This window comes from Methanomethylovorans sp. (genome assembly GCF_041305605.1).
In the GTDB taxonomy this organism is placed as follows: domain Archaea; phylum Halobacteriota; class Methanosarcinia; order Methanosarcinales; family Methanosarcinaceae; genus Methanomethylovorans.
The window spans coordinates 1-17887 of sequence record NZ_JBFYLB010000144.1; the positions used below are offsets into that span (position 1 = coordinate 1).

At 42.2% G+C, this 17887-nt stretch carries 17 protein-coding genes; 8 read left to right on the forward strand and 9 right to left on the reverse strand.

What is annotated here, in order from left to right; genetic code table 11:
- A partial coding sequence (locus ACCM36_RS08950; protein WP_370573410.1) for a KUP/HAK/KT family potassium transporter occupies positions 1–1753 on the reverse strand: 1753 nt, incomplete at its 3' end.
- A gap of 203 nt (positions 1754–1956) precedes the next feature.
- Here ACCM36_RS08950 and ACCM36_RS08955 point away from each other — a divergent pair.
- Complete coding sequence (locus ACCM36_RS08955) at positions 1957–2490, forward strand: MarR family winged helix-turn-helix transcriptional regulator (protein ID WP_370573411.1); 534 nt, start codon at positions 1957–1959, stop codon at positions 2488–2490.
- A gap of 28 nt (positions 2491–2518) precedes the next feature.
- Here ACCM36_RS08955 and ACCM36_RS08960 read toward each other — a convergent pair whose 3' ends face one another.
- Entirely contained in the window at positions 2519–3817 is a 1299-nt protein-coding gene (locus ACCM36_RS08960) for a hemolysin family protein (protein ID WP_370573412.1), read from the reverse strand.
- Positions 3818–4043: 226 nt separating this feature from the next.
- Between ACCM36_RS08960 and ACCM36_RS08965 the strand changes: the two genes are divergently transcribed.
- Positions 4044–4541: an N-acetyltransferase family protein gene (locus ACCM36_RS08965; RefSeq protein ID WP_370573413.1), complete on the forward strand. Its 498-nt coding sequence runs from the start codon at positions 4044–4046 to the stop codon at positions 4539–4541.
- A gap of 183 nt (positions 4542–4724) precedes the next feature.
- Positions 4725–5351, forward strand: a complete 627-nt coding sequence (locus ACCM36_RS08970; protein ID WP_370573414.1) for a phosphoribosyltransferase — start codon at positions 4725–4727, stop codon at positions 5349–5351.
- 38 nt (positions 5352–5389) lie between these two features.
- On the opposite strand, the gene ACCM36_RS08975 is transcribed toward ACCM36_RS08970, so the two are convergent.
- Positions 5390–6721, reverse strand: a complete 1332-nt coding sequence (locus ACCM36_RS08975; RefSeq protein WP_370573415.1) for an MFS transporter — start codon at positions 6719–6721, stop codon at positions 5390–5392.
- Between the two features lie 128 nt (positions 6722–6849).
- Between ACCM36_RS08975 and ACCM36_RS08980 the strand changes: the two genes are divergently transcribed.
- Positions 6850–7440: a GTP-binding protein gene (locus ACCM36_RS08980; protein ID WP_370573416.1), complete on the forward strand. Its 591-nt coding sequence runs from the start codon at positions 6850–6852 to the stop codon at positions 7438–7440.
- 39 nt (positions 7441–7479) lie between these two features.
- A complete protein-coding gene (cutA, locus tag ACCM36_RS08985; RefSeq protein ID WP_370573417.1) occupies positions 7480–7791 on the forward strand; it encodes a divalent-cation tolerance protein CutA in 312 nt (103 codons plus the stop codon).
- Between the two features lie 67 nt (positions 7792–7858).
- On the opposite strand, the gene ACCM36_RS08990 is transcribed toward cutA, so the two are convergent.
- The 5 genes from ACCM36_RS08990 to ACCM36_RS09010 form a co-directional block, all read right to left on the reverse strand.
- Positions 7859–8959, reverse strand: coding sequence for a mechanosensitive ion channel family protein (locus ACCM36_RS08990; protein ID WP_370573418.1), 1101 nt, complete (start codon positions 8957–8959; stop codon positions 7859–7861).
- Between the two features lie 84 nt (positions 8960–9043).
- Positions 9044–10153, reverse strand: a complete 1110-nt coding sequence (locus ACCM36_RS08995; protein WP_370573419.1) for a DNA topoisomerase IV subunit A — start codon at positions 10151–10153, stop codon at positions 9044–9046.
- Complete coding sequence (locus ACCM36_RS09000; RefSeq protein ID WP_370573420.1) at positions 10154–12022, reverse strand: DNA topoisomerase VI subunit B; 1869 nt, start codon at positions 12020–12022, stop codon at positions 10154–10156.
- Positions 12023–12106: 84 nt separating this feature from the next.
- Positions 12107–12340 (reverse strand): Lrp/AsnC ligand binding domain-containing protein, encoded by a 234-nt coding sequence (locus tag ACCM36_RS09005; protein ID WP_370573421.1) that lies wholly within the window; start codon positions 12338–12340, stop codon positions 12107–12109.
- A 469-nt stretch (positions 12341–12809) separates the two neighbouring features.
- On the reverse strand, positions 12810–14312 hold the full coding sequence (locus ACCM36_RS09010; RefSeq protein ID WP_370573422.1) for a replication factor C large subunit: 1503 nt from the start codon (positions 14310–14312) through the stop codon (positions 12810–12812).
- A gap of 86 nt (positions 14313–14398) precedes the next feature.
- Here ACCM36_RS09010 and mtxX point away from each other — a divergent pair, with 86 nt between their 5' ends.
- Both mtxX and ACCM36_RS09020 read left to right on the forward strand, forming a co-directional pair.
- Positions 14399–15244 carry a methanogenesis marker protein Mmp4/MtxX gene (mtxX, locus tag ACCM36_RS09015; protein ID WP_370573423.1) on the forward strand — a complete coding sequence of 282 codons (846 nt, stop codon included), beginning with the start codon at positions 14399–14401 and terminating at the stop codon, positions 15242–15244.
- Positions 15245–15248: 4 nt separating this feature from the next.
- Positions 15249–16013, forward strand: coding sequence for a thymidylate synthase (locus ACCM36_RS09020; RefSeq protein ID WP_370573424.1), 765 nt, complete (start codon positions 15249–15251; stop codon positions 16011–16013).
- Between the two features lie 54 nt (positions 16014–16067).
- On the opposite strand, the gene ACCM36_RS09025 is transcribed toward ACCM36_RS09020, so the two are convergent.
- Positions 16068–17543 (reverse strand): response regulator, encoded by a 1476-nt coding sequence (locus ACCM36_RS09025; protein WP_370573425.1) that lies wholly within the window; start codon positions 17541–17543, stop codon positions 16068–16070.
- A 146-nt stretch (positions 17544–17689) separates the two neighbouring features.
- On the opposite strand from ACCM36_RS09025, the gene ACCM36_RS09030 reads away from it, so the two are divergent.
- The coding region (locus ACCM36_RS09030; RefSeq protein ID WP_370573426.1) for a hypothetical protein at positions 17690–17887 on the forward strand (198 nt) is incomplete at its 3' end.

Consider the following 17887-nt stretch of genomic DNA (forward strand, 5'->3'; position numbering starts at 1 on the left):
GGACAAAAGAAGGAGTTATTTTTTTGATCATGGAGAATACCTTCCAGACAGGGTTATTGGTAACAATATCTTCTACTCCATAGAATATGGTCTTCTCTTTTATACCGGCATCTTTTAAGATTTGTGCCACATCTATGACTTCCATATATCCCATATCGATCTCAAATACTCTTAATCCGGGAGCCAGTGCTTCTCCAAAGGAACTTCTTATGCCAAACGGTTCTTCGAGAGAAGTGATCGAAATTATGATGTTATCTTCATAGATTATTTCATTCTCAAACATCGTATGTGGAATATATTGCGGGATAACACTGATGTTCCTTGCAAAGAAAAGAGCTGTGCCGCTGATCTTATTCGCATGTTGATACCTTTGTTTATACATTTGCAGGAAATCATTCAGACGCATTGGCTTTAGTGACTGGTAAAGTCGCTTTTGACCCGAAGTATATATCATTATCATGCTGAATGTAAGAGATGCTATGGTAATGGACCAGATACCTCCATGAGGGATCTTATACATGTTCGATACAAGGAATACCAGGCCTACAGCAGTCACGAATGTCGAAACTGTTGCTTTTGTCCAGTCCTTTCTCAGACCAAATATCATGGTCATCATTATGCCGGTGATCGCCATGCTTCCGGTAACAGTTAAGCCGTAAGCTGCAGCAAGTTTATGTGATTCTTTAAATTCGTACATCACAAATAGCACGGAAAGGAGAAGCAGCCAGTTAACCACGCTTATGTATATCTGTGATTTTAATTCGTCTGATGTGTAATCGATCTTTAACATCGGAGCTATTCTGGTAGTTATACCCTGATACACAATAGAGAACATACCGCTGATCATGGCCTGTGAAGCAATAACCGTAGCAATGATACTCAGAATGAGGAATGGCACGTAGATTAAATGTGCCTGCTGGAATATCATTTCATAGAGTATGTTACTTGAACCGGGGTTCCTTATAAGGAAGGCTCCCTGTCCCAGATAGTTCAGCACCAGTGCAATAAATACAAGTCTCCAGGCCTTTATTATCGGTTCTCTTCCCAGGTGACCCATATCAGCATATAAAGCTTCACCACCAGTGGCACATAAAATCACTTCGGACAATACAAAAAACCCTGCCAGTCCGTTATGTAATAGAAAGTCGATGGCATAGTAGGGATTTATCGCCTTAAGTACAGAAGGTGTATAGATAATTGAGGTAATTCCTGAAAGAACAAGTGATATGAACCATAAGACCATTAAAGGTCCAAACATCCACGCAATTTTTTCAGTACCTTTTTTCTGTATTGAGAAAAGACCGATTGCGATAATTGCTGCAATCGTGATAAGAGTTCCCTGACCTATTGCCTCCAAGCCAGGTATTATTCGCAGTCCTTCCACAGCACTTAATATACTGATGGCAGGAGTGATCACACCATCTCCTAACAGAAAAGAGATACCAACATAAGATAGTATTGTTATTAAAGTTACTTTTCTTCCCGATTTTAACAGAGGAACAAGCAGTTCTTTTAATACAACAGTTCCTCCTTCTCCTTTTTTTCCGAGGCTCATTGCAAGCCAGGAGTATTCTATGGTGACAAGTATGATCAGTGTCCAGGTGATCAAAGAGAGGACCCCTATTACATGATCATATGTAACAGGTGTAAGAAGAAATATTACTGCAAGCGTGTATATAGGACTCGTTCCAATATCCCCGAAAACAAGCCCCATGGAATTTATTATTCCTCTGGTTTCACTTTTGTTCAACACAAATGCATCTCCTATCTAAGCCAGATATGCGATCTTGTGGTCTCTTATAGAAATCGATAAGGGTTTTAAGTCTCATATGTAAAATGGAATTAAACTACACATGCTATTCTATTAATATCTTATCCATATACTGGTTTAGCCAATAGTGATAACATTATTTTTCAGTGATAATCTTTAGATATCAAACAAGCTATATTGTATACATGGTAAACAATTCTTCTAAAACTAATTCTTCAATAAATGCTTCTGATATCCTGGATACGATGTCAAGGATTCTTAATAAAGCTGCTGCTATTGAAAAAGAACCAGTTGATATTGGTCATGGCGTCCTGTTATATGCATCTGAAGTCCATTTGATAGATATGGCAGGGCGTTATCCCGAAGAAGGTATCTCACAAATTGCATCCAGGCTTGGTATCACTAAAGGTGCAGTTTCCCAGACAGCAAAAAAACTGGAAGAGAAAGGATATATTGAGCGTGTTAATCTGGAAGGGGACAAGAAAACCGTAGTTATCAGGCTGACCGAACAAGGGAGGGATGCCTTTCTTTGGCATTCCGCTTATCACGCAACGGTGAATCAGGATATGGCTGAACAAGTATCAAAGCTATCTCATAGGGACGTTGAGAACATTTTTTCAGTTCTTCTTAAGATGGAAAGTATGTTCGACAATTGCCCTGAAGTAAGAAAAAAGATCACCAGACAGTTCATACAGGCGAAGTTTGCAGAACCTGGATAAAGATGTATATCACCAATTGGATATTTACCTATTTAGGTATTCTTTCGACCAGTACCTTGTCTATTCTATTTCCGTCCATGTCAACTACTTCGTACCGCAGCTCTTTGAATTCGATATGATCCCCGGTTTTTGGTATTCTCTGCAAGACATACATGATCAAACCGGCAATGGTCCGGTAATATCCTTCCTCCTCTTCCGGAAAGGAGTCCACGGACAGAACATCCTTTAACTTCTCAGTAGCTGTATCTCCATCGATCAGCCATGAGCCATCTTCTCTCACCACTACGGGTGTTTCCACCGGTTCTCCGAGAGACCGAACGTCTCCCACGATAGCTTCCAGGATATCATGAAGGGTAATGATTCCCTGGATACTTCCATATTCATCAGTGATCAAAGCGATATGTACTCCAACTTCCTTGAACAATTCAAGGAGTTTTAGGACAGAAATGGCTTCAGGTACAAAGAGTGGTTTAGTTACATTTGTTCCTATATCGACGGTACCGGATTCGACTATTTTGGCCAGGATGTCCTTTACGGATACCATACCTACAATATTGTCCAGATTTCTCTCGTACGCAGGAAAATAGGATCTACCGCTCAAAATCATTTTCTGCAGATTCTCTTTGACAGCATCATTCAGGTCAAGAGCGATAATATCATTACGGTGTGTCATTACTGACTCAACTCGAAGATCACCAATTTCAAGTACACCCTCTATCATGCTCAACTCTGCCTCTTCAAATACTCCTGCTTCCGTTCCTTCTTCAAGCATTATCTTGATCTCTTCTTCTGTTACCGATGGTTCATTGATCTTCTTAACTCTCATTATCCGGAGCACGGCCTCAGTCGAAATGCTGAGAATAAACACCAAGGGCCTTGCTATTGTAGAAAGGAAGAGCATAGGTTTTGAGATTCTAGAGGCAATTGCTTCTGGTTTATTGAGTGCAAGCTGTTTGGGGACAAGTTCCCCAAAAATTAAGGTAAGGTAGGTGATCACAACTACCACAAGAGTGATACTGATCGCATTACTGTACGGGGCAAGGGCTGGGAAATCTCTTAGATAGACTTCAAGACCTTCCGCTACTGTGGCTCCGCCAAATGCACCGGCAAGAATGCCTATAAGTGTAATCCCTACCTGGATCGTCGAAAGGAATGGAGTTAATTTATGAGAGAGTTCAAGTGCAGCTACTGCCCCTGTATTCCCTTCTTCTGCCAGTTGCTTGAGGCGGGCTCTTTTAGCTGAAACAAGGGCAAATTCAGACATAGCAAAGATGCCATTGAATACGATCAAAACAATGATGGTGACAATCTCAAATGTATAAGACATTTCACAAGTATATAACTGGGTTATAATTTAAAGTTAATTCATTGACCCTTGGTTTGGATTTTCTCTTGCTTTTTTGTCATCGACTGTAAATCACTGGCAGGTCCTTTGTTCTCAATTAATCCATAGTCTTGGACCAAGTTAGTTTAGCAGCTAAACTTAAATAGTTTAGTAGCTATACTTTCTTCTAATTCATTGTACCTTCACTATTAGGACTAACGGAGGATAAATGTCACAATACTTGCTTGAGCCAATAGGCCCATCTGACCAGAACGCTGTGATCGATCTTTTTAATCATTACATTGAACACAGCTTTGCAGCGTATCCTGAGCATAAAGTGCCTTACGAGTTCTTTGACATGTTCCTCAGTATGTGTAAAGATCATCCTTCCGTCACGGTCAAGGATAATGAAGGAATGTTTGCAGGATTTGGTATGCTCCGGTCTCATAATCCCATGCCGGTTTTTTCCCATACGGCTGAGATCACATATTTCATAAGGCCTGAACTCACAGGCAAAGGTCTTGGTTCACAGATGCTGGATTTCCTTATAGCCGAAGGGAAAAAGTATGGGATATCCCACGTCCTTGCAAGTATTTCCTCACTTAACGAAGGCAGTATCCGTTTCCATCAAAAGCATGGCTTTACCGAGTGCGGCAGATTCAGGGGGGTTGCAAGAAAAAAAGGTGTTTTCTTTGATATTATCTGGATGCAGAAAACTATTGAATAGGATTCTGCAGTTCTTTTTTTCGATTAACTCCATTTATTACTGCAACCCTTTACCAATCTATTTATGCTCATTGAACGAAATACAATTGGGGAAATTTAAAACGGGTAGGGAAGGCTAATCAGCTGGTTCCATTGCTCCTTAGGGTCTTCAATAATTGTTTCACTTATCTGTAAAGGGGTAGTTATGTTCACAAACAGAAAAGATGCGGGAAAGAAGCTTGCCCTGGCATTAAAGAAATACAGGGACCATAATGTCTTGGTTCTGGCAATTCCCAGAGGTGGAGTGGAAGTGGGATATCAGGTAGCTGAATATCTTAATGCGGATTTTTCAATATTGATCTCAAGGAAACTACCTTTTCCTGACAATCCTGAGGCTGGTTTTGGTGCCATAGCCGAAGATGGCAGTGTTTTCATCGCTGCTGATGCAGTTGTATGGCTTCCCCGGGAACAGATAGAACGTATAGAGAAGGAACAGGTTAAGGAAATCAACCGAAGGATCGAGGTATTGAGAAAAGGCGAGTCACTGCCTGAAATGGCCGGGAGGGCAGTCATACTGGTCGACGATGGGCTTGCAATGGGCTCTACTATGAGGGCTGCAATAATGCTTTGCAGAAGAAAGAAGGCAGGCAGGATAGTTGTTGCAGTCCCTGTTGCCGGAAAGAGAATCTCTGACGAGGTCTCACAGATAGTGGACGAGATAGTAGTCCTGGAAATGCCTCTAAATTTCATGGCTGTTGCTCAGGTGTATGAAAACTGGTACGATGTTTCTGATGCAGAGGTGCTGGATATTATGCAAAGGAGAAAAAGGTAACTATATGCCAGATCTCCAATGCTGCACAAAGAAGTTCGTCAGTTGAACTTCTGTTTCTGTCTGGTTTTTTCAATTTTTATGAGTCTGAGGGAGAGGAAAACAACAATATAGATGATAGCAGCTGCAACCAGGAATGTCATTGCTTTCAACTGGGTGTACAACACTCCTCCTGCAAGAAGCCCTATTATGCTTGCCAGGCTACTGGCACTCATAGCAAACCCTTGCACAGAACCTTGGTAGGTCTTTCCTGCAAACTTGGAGAGCATAGACAGGACACAGGGCCACATTATCCCGTTTCCGAATGCGAAACAGACAGCTGCCAGGTATAAAAGGACTATATTCCCGGGAACTATCAGGATGAACTGAAGTCCCAGGATGAACCCTCCGGCAACTATCAGAACTGATTCAGCATATAGGGTTGTTAGCTTTGCAAGAACAGGACCCTGGACAAATGCCATCAGTGCGCTAAGCACAGAAAAATAAATGCCTAATTCGGCGGGGCTCCATTCCAGAGCAGTGACAGCAAAGACGGGAAAGGCTGTGTAATATATATTAAAGCCCAGAAAGACGAGGAAATACAGAACCATCATAAATGGAATATATTCGAGCTTGAAAACTTCACTGAATGTTATCTTTTTCCCGCCTTCTACCTGATAACATTCCTTATGTTCCTGTCCGAGTATCTTACTGATGCTTTTGGTCTCTGGATATTCCTCAATGGTGCAGTTATGCGATTCCGGAAGGAAGAAGATGATTATCAAAGTACCGATAACTGAAATCAGGAGGGCTGCAGAGACAGGGATCAGTTCTCCGTATACAGTTGCTCCCAGAACCCCTGCAAGAGCAGGGCCGCAAACGTATCCAAGGTTAGATGCCACCGACATCCTTCCATAGTTCTTGTTCCTGTCCTCTTCAGCGGTCAGGTCTGCAAGGTATGCGTTTGCGACGGATACATTTCCTCCCGTGACGCCATCAAGAGCCCTTGCAAAGAAAAGTGCAAGTAAAGGGAGAGTAATAGCAAATACCCCAAGAAGATCGGATTCCACTTTTTTTAAAGTGATCACCGGAAGGAATAGGGCAATTAAAAAAATAACCCATGCAATAAGGGTGCCGATCTGGCTTAAAAGTAGTATCTTCTTTCTTCCGTAAAGATCAGACCACCTTCCCAGGATAGGAGCTCCGATTAGTTGAAATGCAGGATAGGTGGAGCCCAACAGGCCATAGATCAGTGCATTTCCTCCGTAATCCATAACCAGGAATACAAGAAAAGTGAGAATGATTCCAAATCCCAGGGTCCCGATGAATGTAACAGTATACAAAGGAAAAAGTGCTTTCCCATCTGTCCGGGGATTTTCAGAATCCAGTGTCATCTATAGAACAATATGTTTATCATCACTTTAAAAGTAATTCCCTTGAACAGACTATCATTAAGTATACAGGAAGAACTTAATAACGAGGGAACAGATAGGAAACATATCCTTAACTAGGGGGTTGAATTGTGAAAGTGATAATTGTAGGAGGGCTTGCTGGCAGCGGCAAGACGACAACTATCCTGAGGTTATCTAAGATCTTCAGTGATGCCGGGCAGAGAATAGGTGCAATAGTGCAGGAAACCGGTGATGTTGACTATGATGAAAATACTCTGCACGAGATGGGAATAAATAAGAGGGACATAGAAAGTGTATGTATCCCGTGTTCCCTTGATGCTGACATCATCAACAACATGCAAGCTTTACACGAAGAGTTCAGGCCGGATGTGGTTTTCATAGAAGCTGAGGAAACCGTCCTGCCCGTCAGGATAAAGGTCGATTTGGAAAGGATGGAACTTAAAGACATGCAAATAGCTCCCATGGTTACCATAGTTGATGCTGCTGAGTTCCCATTGGAAACTGAAATGTTGTTAAGGTTTGCAAGGATCCAGGTTGAAGATGCTGCTGTTATCTGCCTGAACAAAAAAGATCTGGCGGATCAGGTACGCATCTCGCAATTAAAGCAGATGTTCAAAGGTCTCAATTCTAATGCTGATGTGCTTGAACTAAATGCAAAAGAAGGTGAGGGGATTTCTGAATTAATGCTTTCTCTTAGATGATTCAGATTATTCATGTATTACCTGAAGATGTGATGTGAGATGATAATTGTTGTACATACCACAACAGCAAATATGGATGAAGCCAAAAACATTGCTAATGTCCTCGTAAGGAAAGGACTTGCCGCATGCGTCAACATGTACCCGATCACTTCCATCTATAAATGGAAAGGTAATGTTGAAGAAGAAGTAGAGATCGAACTCTCCGTCAAGACCACTGCCGATAGGCTGGAAGATGTAAAAAGCACCATTATCACCATGCATACTTATGAGCTTCCTGCCATTATGTGGTGGCAGGTGAATGGAGAGGAGAGGTATGCTGAGTGGATCACTGAAAGTGTGAGGCCCGGATGAACGTTCGTTGCGTCAATCCGGAAAGTCATACTTTTTAGGATCTCAAAAGGAAGAAAGCTTCTTAAATTTAGTTGGGAGTAGTTTCCTCTTGGTTCCTTATAAAAAGAGTGCGTGTTGGGAACGGTATTTCTATACCTTCTTTCTCAAACTCTTCTGCGATCCGACTATTGACCATATCTATTAGTTTTATCTTGTCAGAGGGGTTTTTTATCCACATGTAAAGTGCGAAGTTGATGCTCGAATCACCATACTCGCTCAATCTGACAGAAGGCTCAGGATCTTTCAGTATGATGTCGATCTTCCTTATTATGTCATAGAGAACTCTTCTTACCTTTTCAACGTCAGAACCATAGGCAACCCCCATGGTCATTTTTACTACCATGTTGCCTTCCGGTGAAGTATAATTAATCACTTTACTGTTGGCGATTATGCTGTTGGGTATGATTATCATGTTATTGTACAGGTTCATTATCCTTGTAGTCCTTATACCCACTTCATGTACGATCCCCACCTCTCCACTCTCGAGTTCTATCCTGTCTCCTCTTTTGAAAGGCTGATCAAAGTATATGGAAATTCCACCAAAAAGCTGTGCAATGGAATCCTGCGCTGCAAATGCCACGGCAAGTCCGGCTATTCCTGCCGATGCGAACAAAGGTGTAACGTTGATATTCCATATCAAATTGAGTATCGCTAAAATTCCAATGAATACAATTGAGACATTGGCAATTCCTTTTAGGAGGGGCAATAACTCATCATCTATCTGAGTTTCAGTTTTGCGTGTCAGGTGTGGGAATACCTTCTCAAAAACGATCTTGTTGATTCCCAATAAAGCAACAATCCATACTACAAACAGTGCTGTGAGGCCTGTTCTATCGAGTATGTAAATATACTTTGTTGTAAGATTCGTATAATGTAACGAGAAGAACATTCCTATGAAAATTACTGTCAAATATAGTGGTTTTCTTAATGCGGCTACAATGAGGTCATCAAATTCGAATCTTGTCTTCGAGGCATAGTACATGAACACTCTCTTAAAAATGAGGTCAACTATTGCAGCAATGACAATAGATGAGAATAATATCAATAGGGCCATCGCAAGGCGTGATTCAAATGATCCTGCCGAAGTGCTCAATGCATTGTTCAGATAAAGGGAGATCGTATCGTTCATTATAGCTAGTCCTTTGTATCACAATATATCCTATTTTTATTATTTAAATGTTATATATGTGTACAAAAGTCTACTCTAACGCTTTCAAATGACCTTAAGCTCTGTAAGTCTCTCCGGCAGATATCTGTCAGTCACGAAGTCCAGGCCCTTGCCAGCAAAAGCCTGCTGTTCAGCTTTCTTATTGATATCAAGCTGCAGGTTGATCTGCTCTTTCCAGTAATCTGTATTAAAGCGCGGATCACTGAGTTCACTTCTCAGTGCATTGACATCTTTGTCTGTCAATTTATCGGTGGACAGTTCATATTCTACAATGTCAGATGGTTGAACTCCCACGAACATAGCTCCTGGTGTTGCCATGTGTTCGGAAAGGTGCGCGCTCTTGATCGCTCCATATGCTACGGAAGCGAAAATACGGTATGACCAGGGATCGCCGTCAGTGAATACAACTACGGGCAGAGATAGTTCCTCGCTCATGCGCTTGATCATGCGTCGTGTGGATCTTGCAGGCTGACCTTTGAGATGTACAAGTACTGCGTTGTATTTTTCATCAAAGCCGTTCTCTATGAGTCTGGCATACATACCACCAGTCTCAATGGCTATAATAAAATCAGCATCATGATCAAGGAACTCTATGTTCTCTACATTGAAAGGGATCTGATAGCCGCTCTCTCCTATATCTTCCTGACAATGGATCGTTCTGTCGCCTCTTTTTGTCTCCTCCCTGATCCTTATAGGGCCAAACATGGTGGCTCCATCTTCTTCAGGACGCATGTGGAAATATTCCCTCTGCAATCCGGTAATGATCTCCAGGTCTTCTATGAGCCTGTCACTCTCAGGCTGTTCCCTGAACTTTGCAATGTCCCAGTTCTCGGAGATATAATACAATTCTCTTAATGTGGAACCACGGTTCTGAGCAATGTGGTTCTTTACCAGGAAATCTACGGTATGCACTGCCTTGAGCAACTGAAAAGCGCCCTTTACGGTCTTTGCACTGCGTTCGCTTTCCCTGTCACCATACACCCAGACCTCTGAATCATCGTTGTACTCTATGTTATTCTTGGTTCTGGTTGGCAGGTTGACAGATGGCACTTCCCCATCCATGAACTGATTATATATTGCATCGGTAAGCCCGTAAAGGCGGTTGCTCGCAAGTTCATCATGTTCTTTTTTCTGCTGTGATATTTCCTTTGCCATTCAAACCAATCCTCTGATGGCTTTTGCCCCGGTCACAAGTTCTTCATCAAGCCCTTCCACAATCACTTCAGGAAACTTTGTGGCCTCTGTATCGGAGAGTGTGTCCACAACATAGCTTATCGCTTTGGAAGAACCCGTGGAAAGGGACATCTTCCAGACATAATCAAAATCGTTGCCCATGGATATGGTCTTAGGTTCCGGGATAGTTTCTCTTATCTTGAAGGGAACCATTTCATGCACAATACAATCCACTGTTTTACCCGAGAAGTTCCTTAGCAGTATAGAGACTCTTGCACTGTCATCAGCGTTGCGGCTTATCTTTCTGCTCACAAGTAAGTTACCCATGATCCTTGCAACAACAGGATTGATGTCAGGTACATCTTTGTCCAGTGTTTCCGCAAGTTTCTTTGCCATCTTAGGCAGCACCTTGGTAATTATTATTTCCTTCTCTCTGCGCTTTTTTAAGGTTTCCTGCCGATTCATATACATGTTCAGCTTACGACCGACTTCTTTTACTGCCAGTTCGATCTCTGCTTTTATTTCAGGGATCTCCGCGATGGCATCCTTTGATTCGGAAGTGAACGGTACATTCGTAGATGCAACATGGACCAGTATGGCAACAGGTCCCGTGGGTAATCCTCCTCCGGGTTGATTGAGTCCGTATTGTTTCCATTTAATGGATTCTATGGCATGTGTGGTCACACATCCACCCTGCTGATATAATAGGGGCACACGGTTAGCAAAGCGCAGGATATCCACACGGTCTTCTTTTTGCAGATCACCTCCGTATGCAAGGCCCACTTCTACCAAAAATGGGTTTCCCGAATAAACAGATGGTGTCCGGCTGGTGGTTGCAATAAAATCCACATTGAACTCTTTTTCCAGGCCTTTGTAGATCAGGCTCTCTCCTATTGGAGAAAGACAGTCAGTAGGAGGGGCCATGATCTTCACTTTGCCGAAGGCATCCAGTAGTTTCCTTGCCTGGTCCCTGTTTATTTCATGCGGGTCTATTTCCCCGTCAAGGCCAGAAGCCTTGCAGATCTCTTCTGCTGTAAAGTGTCCTATCTTTGAAAAGGAGTAGCGCAGGAAAGGTGTCAGTTTTTGTCTTTCAGTATAACGGAGCATCTTCATGAGTGTTCCAAGTTCTATCCCATGAGGGTGAGGAAGTATTTCCTTTGCAGCTACAGGTATCTTATCGGTTGCCCTTTCGAACAGGATCTCATTTTTGTCCGGCTCTATAAGTTTTATGCGTGCATGGGGATTTACTATGGCCGTTGCTCTGAGGTATTCGTTCACGGACTGTCGTCTGCCTTTCACATAAGAGGCTTCCATCTCCAGCTCGATACGGGTACCGTGGTGGCGATCCCAGTCAAGTACTTCTTCCTTCAATATTTCAGGCTCATTGGTACTGGTGTTGATCATTAGTTCGTAGTAGTGCGCAGGTTTTCCCGGTCCTATCTTTGAGATGATTCTGGCAGGATGGCCTGAAGTTAATTGAGAGTACAGCACAGATGCGGATATGCCTATACCCTGTTGTCCTCTGCTTTGTTTCAGAGCATGGAATCGTGATCCATACAGCAGCTTTGCAAAGACCTTGGGTATTTGCTCCTTTACTATGCCTGGTCCGTTGTCCTCAACAATGATCACTACGCTGTCTTTGTCCGACCTTTCTACCTGTACGAGGATGTCCGGCAGGATCTCAGCTTCCTCGCAGGCATCCAGGGAGTTATCTACAGCTTCTTTTATAGTTGTGATAAGGCTACGTGGAGCTGAGTCAAATCCAAGGATCTGCCTGTTCTTTTCGAAGAATTCAGCTACACTTATTGACTTCTGGTTTTTTGCAAGTTCTTCTGCAATAGGGATTTCCATCTATTATCATCCTTGGTAAAGCAAGTCAGCTAGCAGTACATCCTATATAAAAAATACATTATATAAATATGCTCTGCCCCGTATTCACTTGAGCTCTGCGCCAACTATCGTTTGCGTAGCTGTTACGAACTCGTTCTCTCTAATGTTGTCAACTATATTGTTCAATCTGCTGAGGTCTCCGACATCCACAATTACGACAAAGTCATACTCTCCAAAAACATGGTATATATCCTTTATCCCTTCAATATGCTGCAATTCAGTGTAAGCTGCCCTTTCTTTTCCGGGCAGCACATTTACCATCGTGACTCCGATTACCATTCTTTCACCACACTTTAGAAGGATACAATCTATTTATTATTTTATGCTTTCTCCATATCATCTGTTTCTCTTTCTATTATGCAAAAGAGGATTTTCGTAATCAATTAAATTGTATAGTAACTTTTATATATAATTAGTGACAATTGTACATAAATGAGCGGGTAAATCCTTTTATAGTACCCCCCACTCCCCAACCCGCTCATTCTCCACTCCACATTCTAATTTTGCCGGTCAGTGTTAATTTCCTTTTTGTATCGGGTCGGTATTGCATTCATTTCTCATAGTATTGTTCATCATTATGATGAGCATGATAATAAAGTATATATATCATTAATACTTATCTGGATATAGAGCGGGCTTCTCCTCTTTCTGACAATAACCCCACTCCCCAACCCGCTCATACTCCACTTTCTGATTTCAAAGAAAGTTTTTCCACATTATGGGGAGGTCCAAAGTTCTTAAAATCAAATTAGAAATCAAATAATGTCTTTTGAGGTTTCTTTATTGCTCTATTTGCAGTTTCGTTTTTCTGGCCAAGCTCTGCATTACCGTTCTTTTCTTCAAACGTTTTCTCTTTATTGCTGATCATGTCAGCAAGGCTTGTTTGCTTCTTGTCTCCAGTGAAAGTTTGTCTTTCCGGAACTCTGAAAAAAGTAACTTCTGTTTCTCTTTTATCTTTTCTTAGTTCCTGAGCAGCATCATACATTTTCTGAAGCTTTTTGGTCACTTTCGATGCACCTGTCATGAAGATCAGTTCGTCAAGATCCAGTCCCAGTTCAGCTATCACTGTGGGAGCATAATCCTGGTCTTCAAGCAAGATACTATAAATGGATGCGATCTCGGTACCTGAGTAACGCATTGATTCATGACAATGGTCTGCTATCTTTGCTGCGATGTTATTGCGCATGTTCCTTCTTGCCTTCAGCTGTCCCATACGACGCCACAACGAAGGTGGGCTGAACTTCACAAAACCGCGTTTAGGTTGAGATTTTGATATAACCGTTCCACAGGTCATGAGCACACTTGCATAACGCCACATAAGGTAATTCTGCCTTTTTTGTACCCTTCCAAGAAACAGGTCTGCACGTGAGATATACTCATATCCGTTCTGGATAGAGTCTGTGATCAGTCCTTCTTCCTTGCCACCATATTGGATCGGGATATTCTCATCTATCCAGTGGACAAGATCCTCTGGACTTTCGTCAAGGCCATATGTAGCCTCTAGGGCTGCTTTTGCATCAGTTCCCTTAAATATTCTTTCCATTACCCTGAATACGGATTCTTTGTTATCCCTTTCTGCAGTTGCGATGTCTTCTACATTTATCTCATTCCTGCCCATGGCAACTGCCTGCAGGTCATTGATGGCACTGCGCATATCTCCATCTGCATTTTCTGCTATCTTCTCGATGATGCCGACACCACACATCAGTCCCTCTTTCTGAGCTATCTGCTTAAGGGCCGGTATCATGGAACGTGTCTGCAATGCATTGAATTTGATCTCCAGGACATTCGATCTGACCGATGAAGGAATGCCATAGGCATCGTTAGCTATCAGCACTATGGGCTGACCGGTAGATCTGATTATATCTCCTATTGCCTTCGCACCACCACGGTCGCTTGTTCCATGCATGTTATCGGCCTCATCAAGTACGATGAGCCTTTTGGAAGACGTGTCACCTAATGTGCTCATTCTGGAAGCTGAACCTGCGACCCGTTCGATCACATCAGCTGTGCGCTGGTCACTGGCATTGAGTTCTATCATTTCCCAATTCATATCTATTGCCAGAGCATGGGCTGTTGAAGTCTTACCAACACCTGCGGGGCCGTGGAGCAGCACTGCCCTTAGTTCGGGTGTGCCATCTAGCCACTGCTGGGCCCATGATCTTAATTGTCCGGTTGCAGCCGGATTTCCCACTACATCTGCAAGGCTTTTTGGCCTGTACTTTTCAGCCCATTCTTTCGGTGTTATCATTGCATCATATCCAATAGAGGGAAACTAATTAATGTTTTCACCCCTTTGTTGGTTCTGCTTGATATTAATAATTGTAGGTACATGACATGTCGCTCCTGACCACACCTGATCTTCTGGAAGTTATTCGCAAAAAGGCTATTCAGAACAGGGCTAGAGTAGCTATTGGCATAAGGGATCCCACTAAAAAGATCATTACAAGTGCTGAGGAGGCTCATGATAAGGGATTTGCGGAGGTCATACTGGTCGGTGATCAACAGCAGATCGCTTCTTTAGGTACACATCTTGAAATAGTGGGGACCGATGAACCAGAAACAGTGATAATAGACCTTTTGGTCTCTGGCTATGTGGACGCTGCTGTCAGGGGTACAGCTCGAGCTTCCGATACACTGGCTTACCTTAAAAGGACGCTCAGGATGGAAAAGCTCCATCGTGTAGCTTTGCTTACTACGGCTGATGGTACTCCTTTTTTTATTGCTCCGGTAGGTATAGATGAAGGTGAGGAACTTGCCGATAAGATGGAATTTGCAAGGCTTGGGTCAGAGCACATACGCCGGTTCGGCATAGAACCTGTACTGGGAATTCTTTCCGGAGGCCGGATGGGTGATCTGGGTCGTAACAGCAGAGTGGACCATACGCTGGCAGAGGGTGAATTCATAGTCAATCGTCTGCAAGAAATGGGCATAAAAGCCAGGCATTATACTATCCTTATCGAAGATGCCATCAAAGAAGCGAACTTCATACTTGCTCCGGATGGTATCTCAGGTAACCTGATCTTTCGTACACTTGTCTTCCTTGGGTGTGGTGATGGTATGGGGGCACCGGTTCTGATGGATAAGTATGTTTTTGTTGATACTTCGAGGGTAGGTGGGCATTACACTAAAGCCATCATGGTTGCGGGTGCTCTTGCCAATATGAACAAAAGCAGAGGGTGAAACAATGAAAGCAGTACTAATAGAAGCCGATACCATTTCTTCTGCATGGTCACGGCTGATCTACGAAATTTACAAGAATGGAGAAGACCACAAACCGGATTACAGTACGGGTACTCGCAGACTGCATGCTACTGTAGTCATCAATGATGTTGATAAGGATCAGGTAAACTCCTTTGTACCCTTTGGGGAGAATCTTATTAAGAAATATAAAGAGGAGCTTACTGAGGAATATGCTGATTGGTACGTATCTCTTCCAGATGATGATCGCAGGAAGTTTGATTACTGCTATGCAAAACAGCTTTTCCGTTATGGTGAAACGGCTTATAATACACTTTCGGAGAATGCCAAGAATCTGAGACTTGGCTCAAGAAGGCACGTTGGAGTACTATGGGAGAATGAAGTTCACATCCCAAAGTTTGAGGACCAGCCCTGCTGGATAGCCTATAAGCTGGAGTTGCTTAATGAAACTGATGTCAGGCTATATATCCTGTATCGTTCATGGGATGCTTTCGGTGGATTCCCTGCGAACCTGCCGGCGATCGTGGAAGGTTTTAAGAAAGTCTTCAGGGAAAATAATTTACCTTACCGGATAGAGTCATTGATGGCTACAGGATGGGATACCCATATCTATGAGGCTGACCTGCAGGCTGTGGAAAAGATATTCAAAACAGCGGAGCTTTGTCCCAGATGTGGTAACATAGCTGCAAAACATGCTTTCATATCCACTACAAAAGGCAGAGTATGTCCCCGATGTAAGTCCAGGATGTGAGAGGTCCGACTACTTTTCCAGTAGGAAGCGGCTCAGAGCCACAGGATTCTACTATTATGCTTTTTTCAGGGTAAGCCAGAATATGCTACCTTTGCCTTCAGGATTGTCCGCCACCCATACTTTTTCATTGTGAAGCTCTACAATTCTTTTCACAATTGCCAGGCCGATCCCGCTTCCACGAATGTTGTCCTTGTGGAGGCGCTTGAAACGCTCAAAGACCGTATTCTTATCTTTGTCCGGTATGCCATCTCCTTGATCTACTATTCCTACCTTCCACTTTTCTCCAAGGTCTTCAATACTGATCTTTATCACACTGTCATTGTTACTGTACTTAATAGCATTTGACAACAGATTGCTGAAGACTCTCTCAATGACAGGATTGGCCAGAGAAGGGTAATTTCCTTTAAATAGAAACTCTACACTCATCCTTTTATTTTTCATATCCAGTAAGTAATTATTAGTACAGTCATTCAATATTGATGCCAGATTGACTCTATTGAGTTCTATTCTTTCCATCGATTCAAATTTTGCAAGGTGGGCAGCACTCTCAATTAGCTCGATAAGTTTCAGATTGGATGTTTTAATATTTTTTAGCATATGTTGTTGTTTTTCATCGAGTTTCGTTTCGCCAAGAAATTCAGTGAATGACATAACAAGACCCGCAGGGTTGAGAAGATCATGACGCAAAATATCTGTAAATAGATCTTTCAGGTCATTGGAACGTTTTAGTTGATCGGCATATTCCTGCAATTTTATTTCAGCTATCTTTTTATCGGTGATGTCTTCTCCGGATATCACAATACCATAAATTTTGTTGTTCTCGTCAGTTAGTATGGAATCATACCATTTGTACAGTCTTTGTTTTCCAGTACTTGTTATGATCGTATACTCATGGTATTCGTATTGTTTGATCAATCCTTTTTTGAGATTATCATAATTTTCTGTTACGTGATCTATGTTATCATGGGCTACAAACAGCTCTATCCACGGCCTATTAATGATATTATTTCTTTTGTAACCAAGTAATTCAGCACCTTTTTTATTTATATGGACAAGCCTGCAGTCCGTATCGAGTACTGCGATCAACACCCCAACATAATCAAGATAGTCGTATGCTTTGTTACGGTCCTTTAGCAGAATATCATGCTGATCCTTTATCCTCAAAAGAGATGTGATCTTCTTTTCAAGTTCGAACTTTTCTACGGGCTTTTTAAGAAAATCGTCAGCACCGACCTCTATTCCCTTGTGATGGTCTTCTTTGGATGTCAAGGCTGTTAGCATTACAACAGGTATGAAATCCATTTTATAGTCATGTTTGATGATCTTGCAGACTTTGAAACCGTCAATTACAGGCATTATTACATCGAGTAGTATCAAATCGGGTTTTTCGGTTTTTACAAGTTCAAGTGCATCATTTCCATTGTTAGCACTGATAACATCGTAATCCTTAGCCAGGTAATCTTTTATAACTGCAACATTTGTTTCTGCGTCGTCAACAATGAGGATCTTATGTCTGGAGGTGTAGCTCATCCAGCAGTTTATATATTTAATATAATATAAAATGCTTTGTGACCCGTTTCTTCTTTTGGTCATTGAAGTCAAAATATATATCTACTAGTAGCACATAAATAAGTATAATATTATAGATATATTAAATATATATTAGAGACGATGTGATGAAACGACTAACAATCAGCATGTCAGATGCTCTTTTTGATAAGCTGAATCAGGTAGAGAATAAGAGCTTATTTATACGGAAACTTATTGAGGGCGAACTCCGAAAAGGGATCACCTCTTCTTCAGATAGTACTTACGAGAGCCTGGCAGGAGATATAGAGGATTTGCACCATGAAATACAATCCCTTTCTTCCAGA

What these genes read in the sequence shown, in the direction of transcription:
- ACCM36_RS08955 (WP_370573411.1), top strand. Translation starts at nt 1,957, where the DNA reads ATGGTAAACAATTCTTCTAAAACTAATTCTTCAATAAATGCTTCTGAT.
- ACCM36_RS08960 (WP_370573412.1), bottom strand. Translation starts at nt 3,817, where the DNA reads ATGTCTTATACATTTGAGATTGTCACCATCATTGTTTTGATCGTATTC.
- ACCM36_RS08965 (WP_370573413.1), top strand. Translation starts at nt 4,044, where the DNA reads ATGTCACAATACTTGCTTGAGCCAATAGGCCCATCTGACCAGAACGCT.
- ACCM36_RS08970 (WP_370573414.1), top strand. Translation starts at nt 4,725, where the DNA reads ATGTTCACAAACAGAAAAGATGCGGGAAAGAAGCTTGCCCTGGCATTA.
- ACCM36_RS08975 (WP_370573415.1), bottom strand. Translation starts at nt 6,721, where the DNA reads ATGACACTGGATTCTGAAAATCCCCGGACAGATGGGAAAGCACTTTTT.
- cutA (WP_370573417.1), top strand. Translation starts at nt 7,480, where the DNA reads ATGATAATTGTTGTACATACCACAACAGCAAATATGGATGAAGCCAAA.
- ACCM36_RS08990 (WP_370573418.1), bottom strand. Translation starts at nt 8,959, where the DNA reads ATGAACGATACGATCTCCCTTTATCTGAACAATGCATTGAGCACTTCG.
- ACCM36_RS08995 (WP_370573419.1), bottom strand. Translation starts at nt 10,153, where the DNA reads ATGGCAAAGGAAATATCACAGCAGAAAAAAGAACATGATGAACTTGCG.
- ACCM36_RS09000 (WP_370573420.1), bottom strand. Translation starts at nt 12,022, where the DNA reads ATGGAAATCCCTATTGCAGAAGAACTTGCAAAAAACCAGAAGTCAATA.
- ACCM36_RS09005 (WP_370573421.1), bottom strand. Translation starts at nt 12,340, where the DNA reads ATGGTAATCGGAGTCACGATGGTAAATGTGCTGCCCGGAAAAGAAAGG.
- ACCM36_RS09010 (WP_370573422.1), bottom strand. Translation starts at nt 14,312, where the DNA reads ATGATAACACCGAAAGAATGGGCTGAAAAGTACAGGCCAAAAAGCCTT.
- mtxX (WP_370573423.1), top strand. Translation starts at nt 14,399, where the DNA reads ATGTCGCTCCTGACCACACCTGATCTTCTGGAAGTTATTCGCAAAAAG.
- ACCM36_RS09020 (WP_370573424.1), top strand. Translation starts at nt 15,249, where the DNA reads ATGAAAGCAGTACTAATAGAAGCCGATACCATTTCTTCTGCATGGTCA.
- ACCM36_RS09025 (WP_370573425.1), bottom strand. Translation starts at nt 17,543, where the DNA reads ATGAGCTACACCTCCAGACATAAGATCCTCATTGTTGACGACGCAGAA.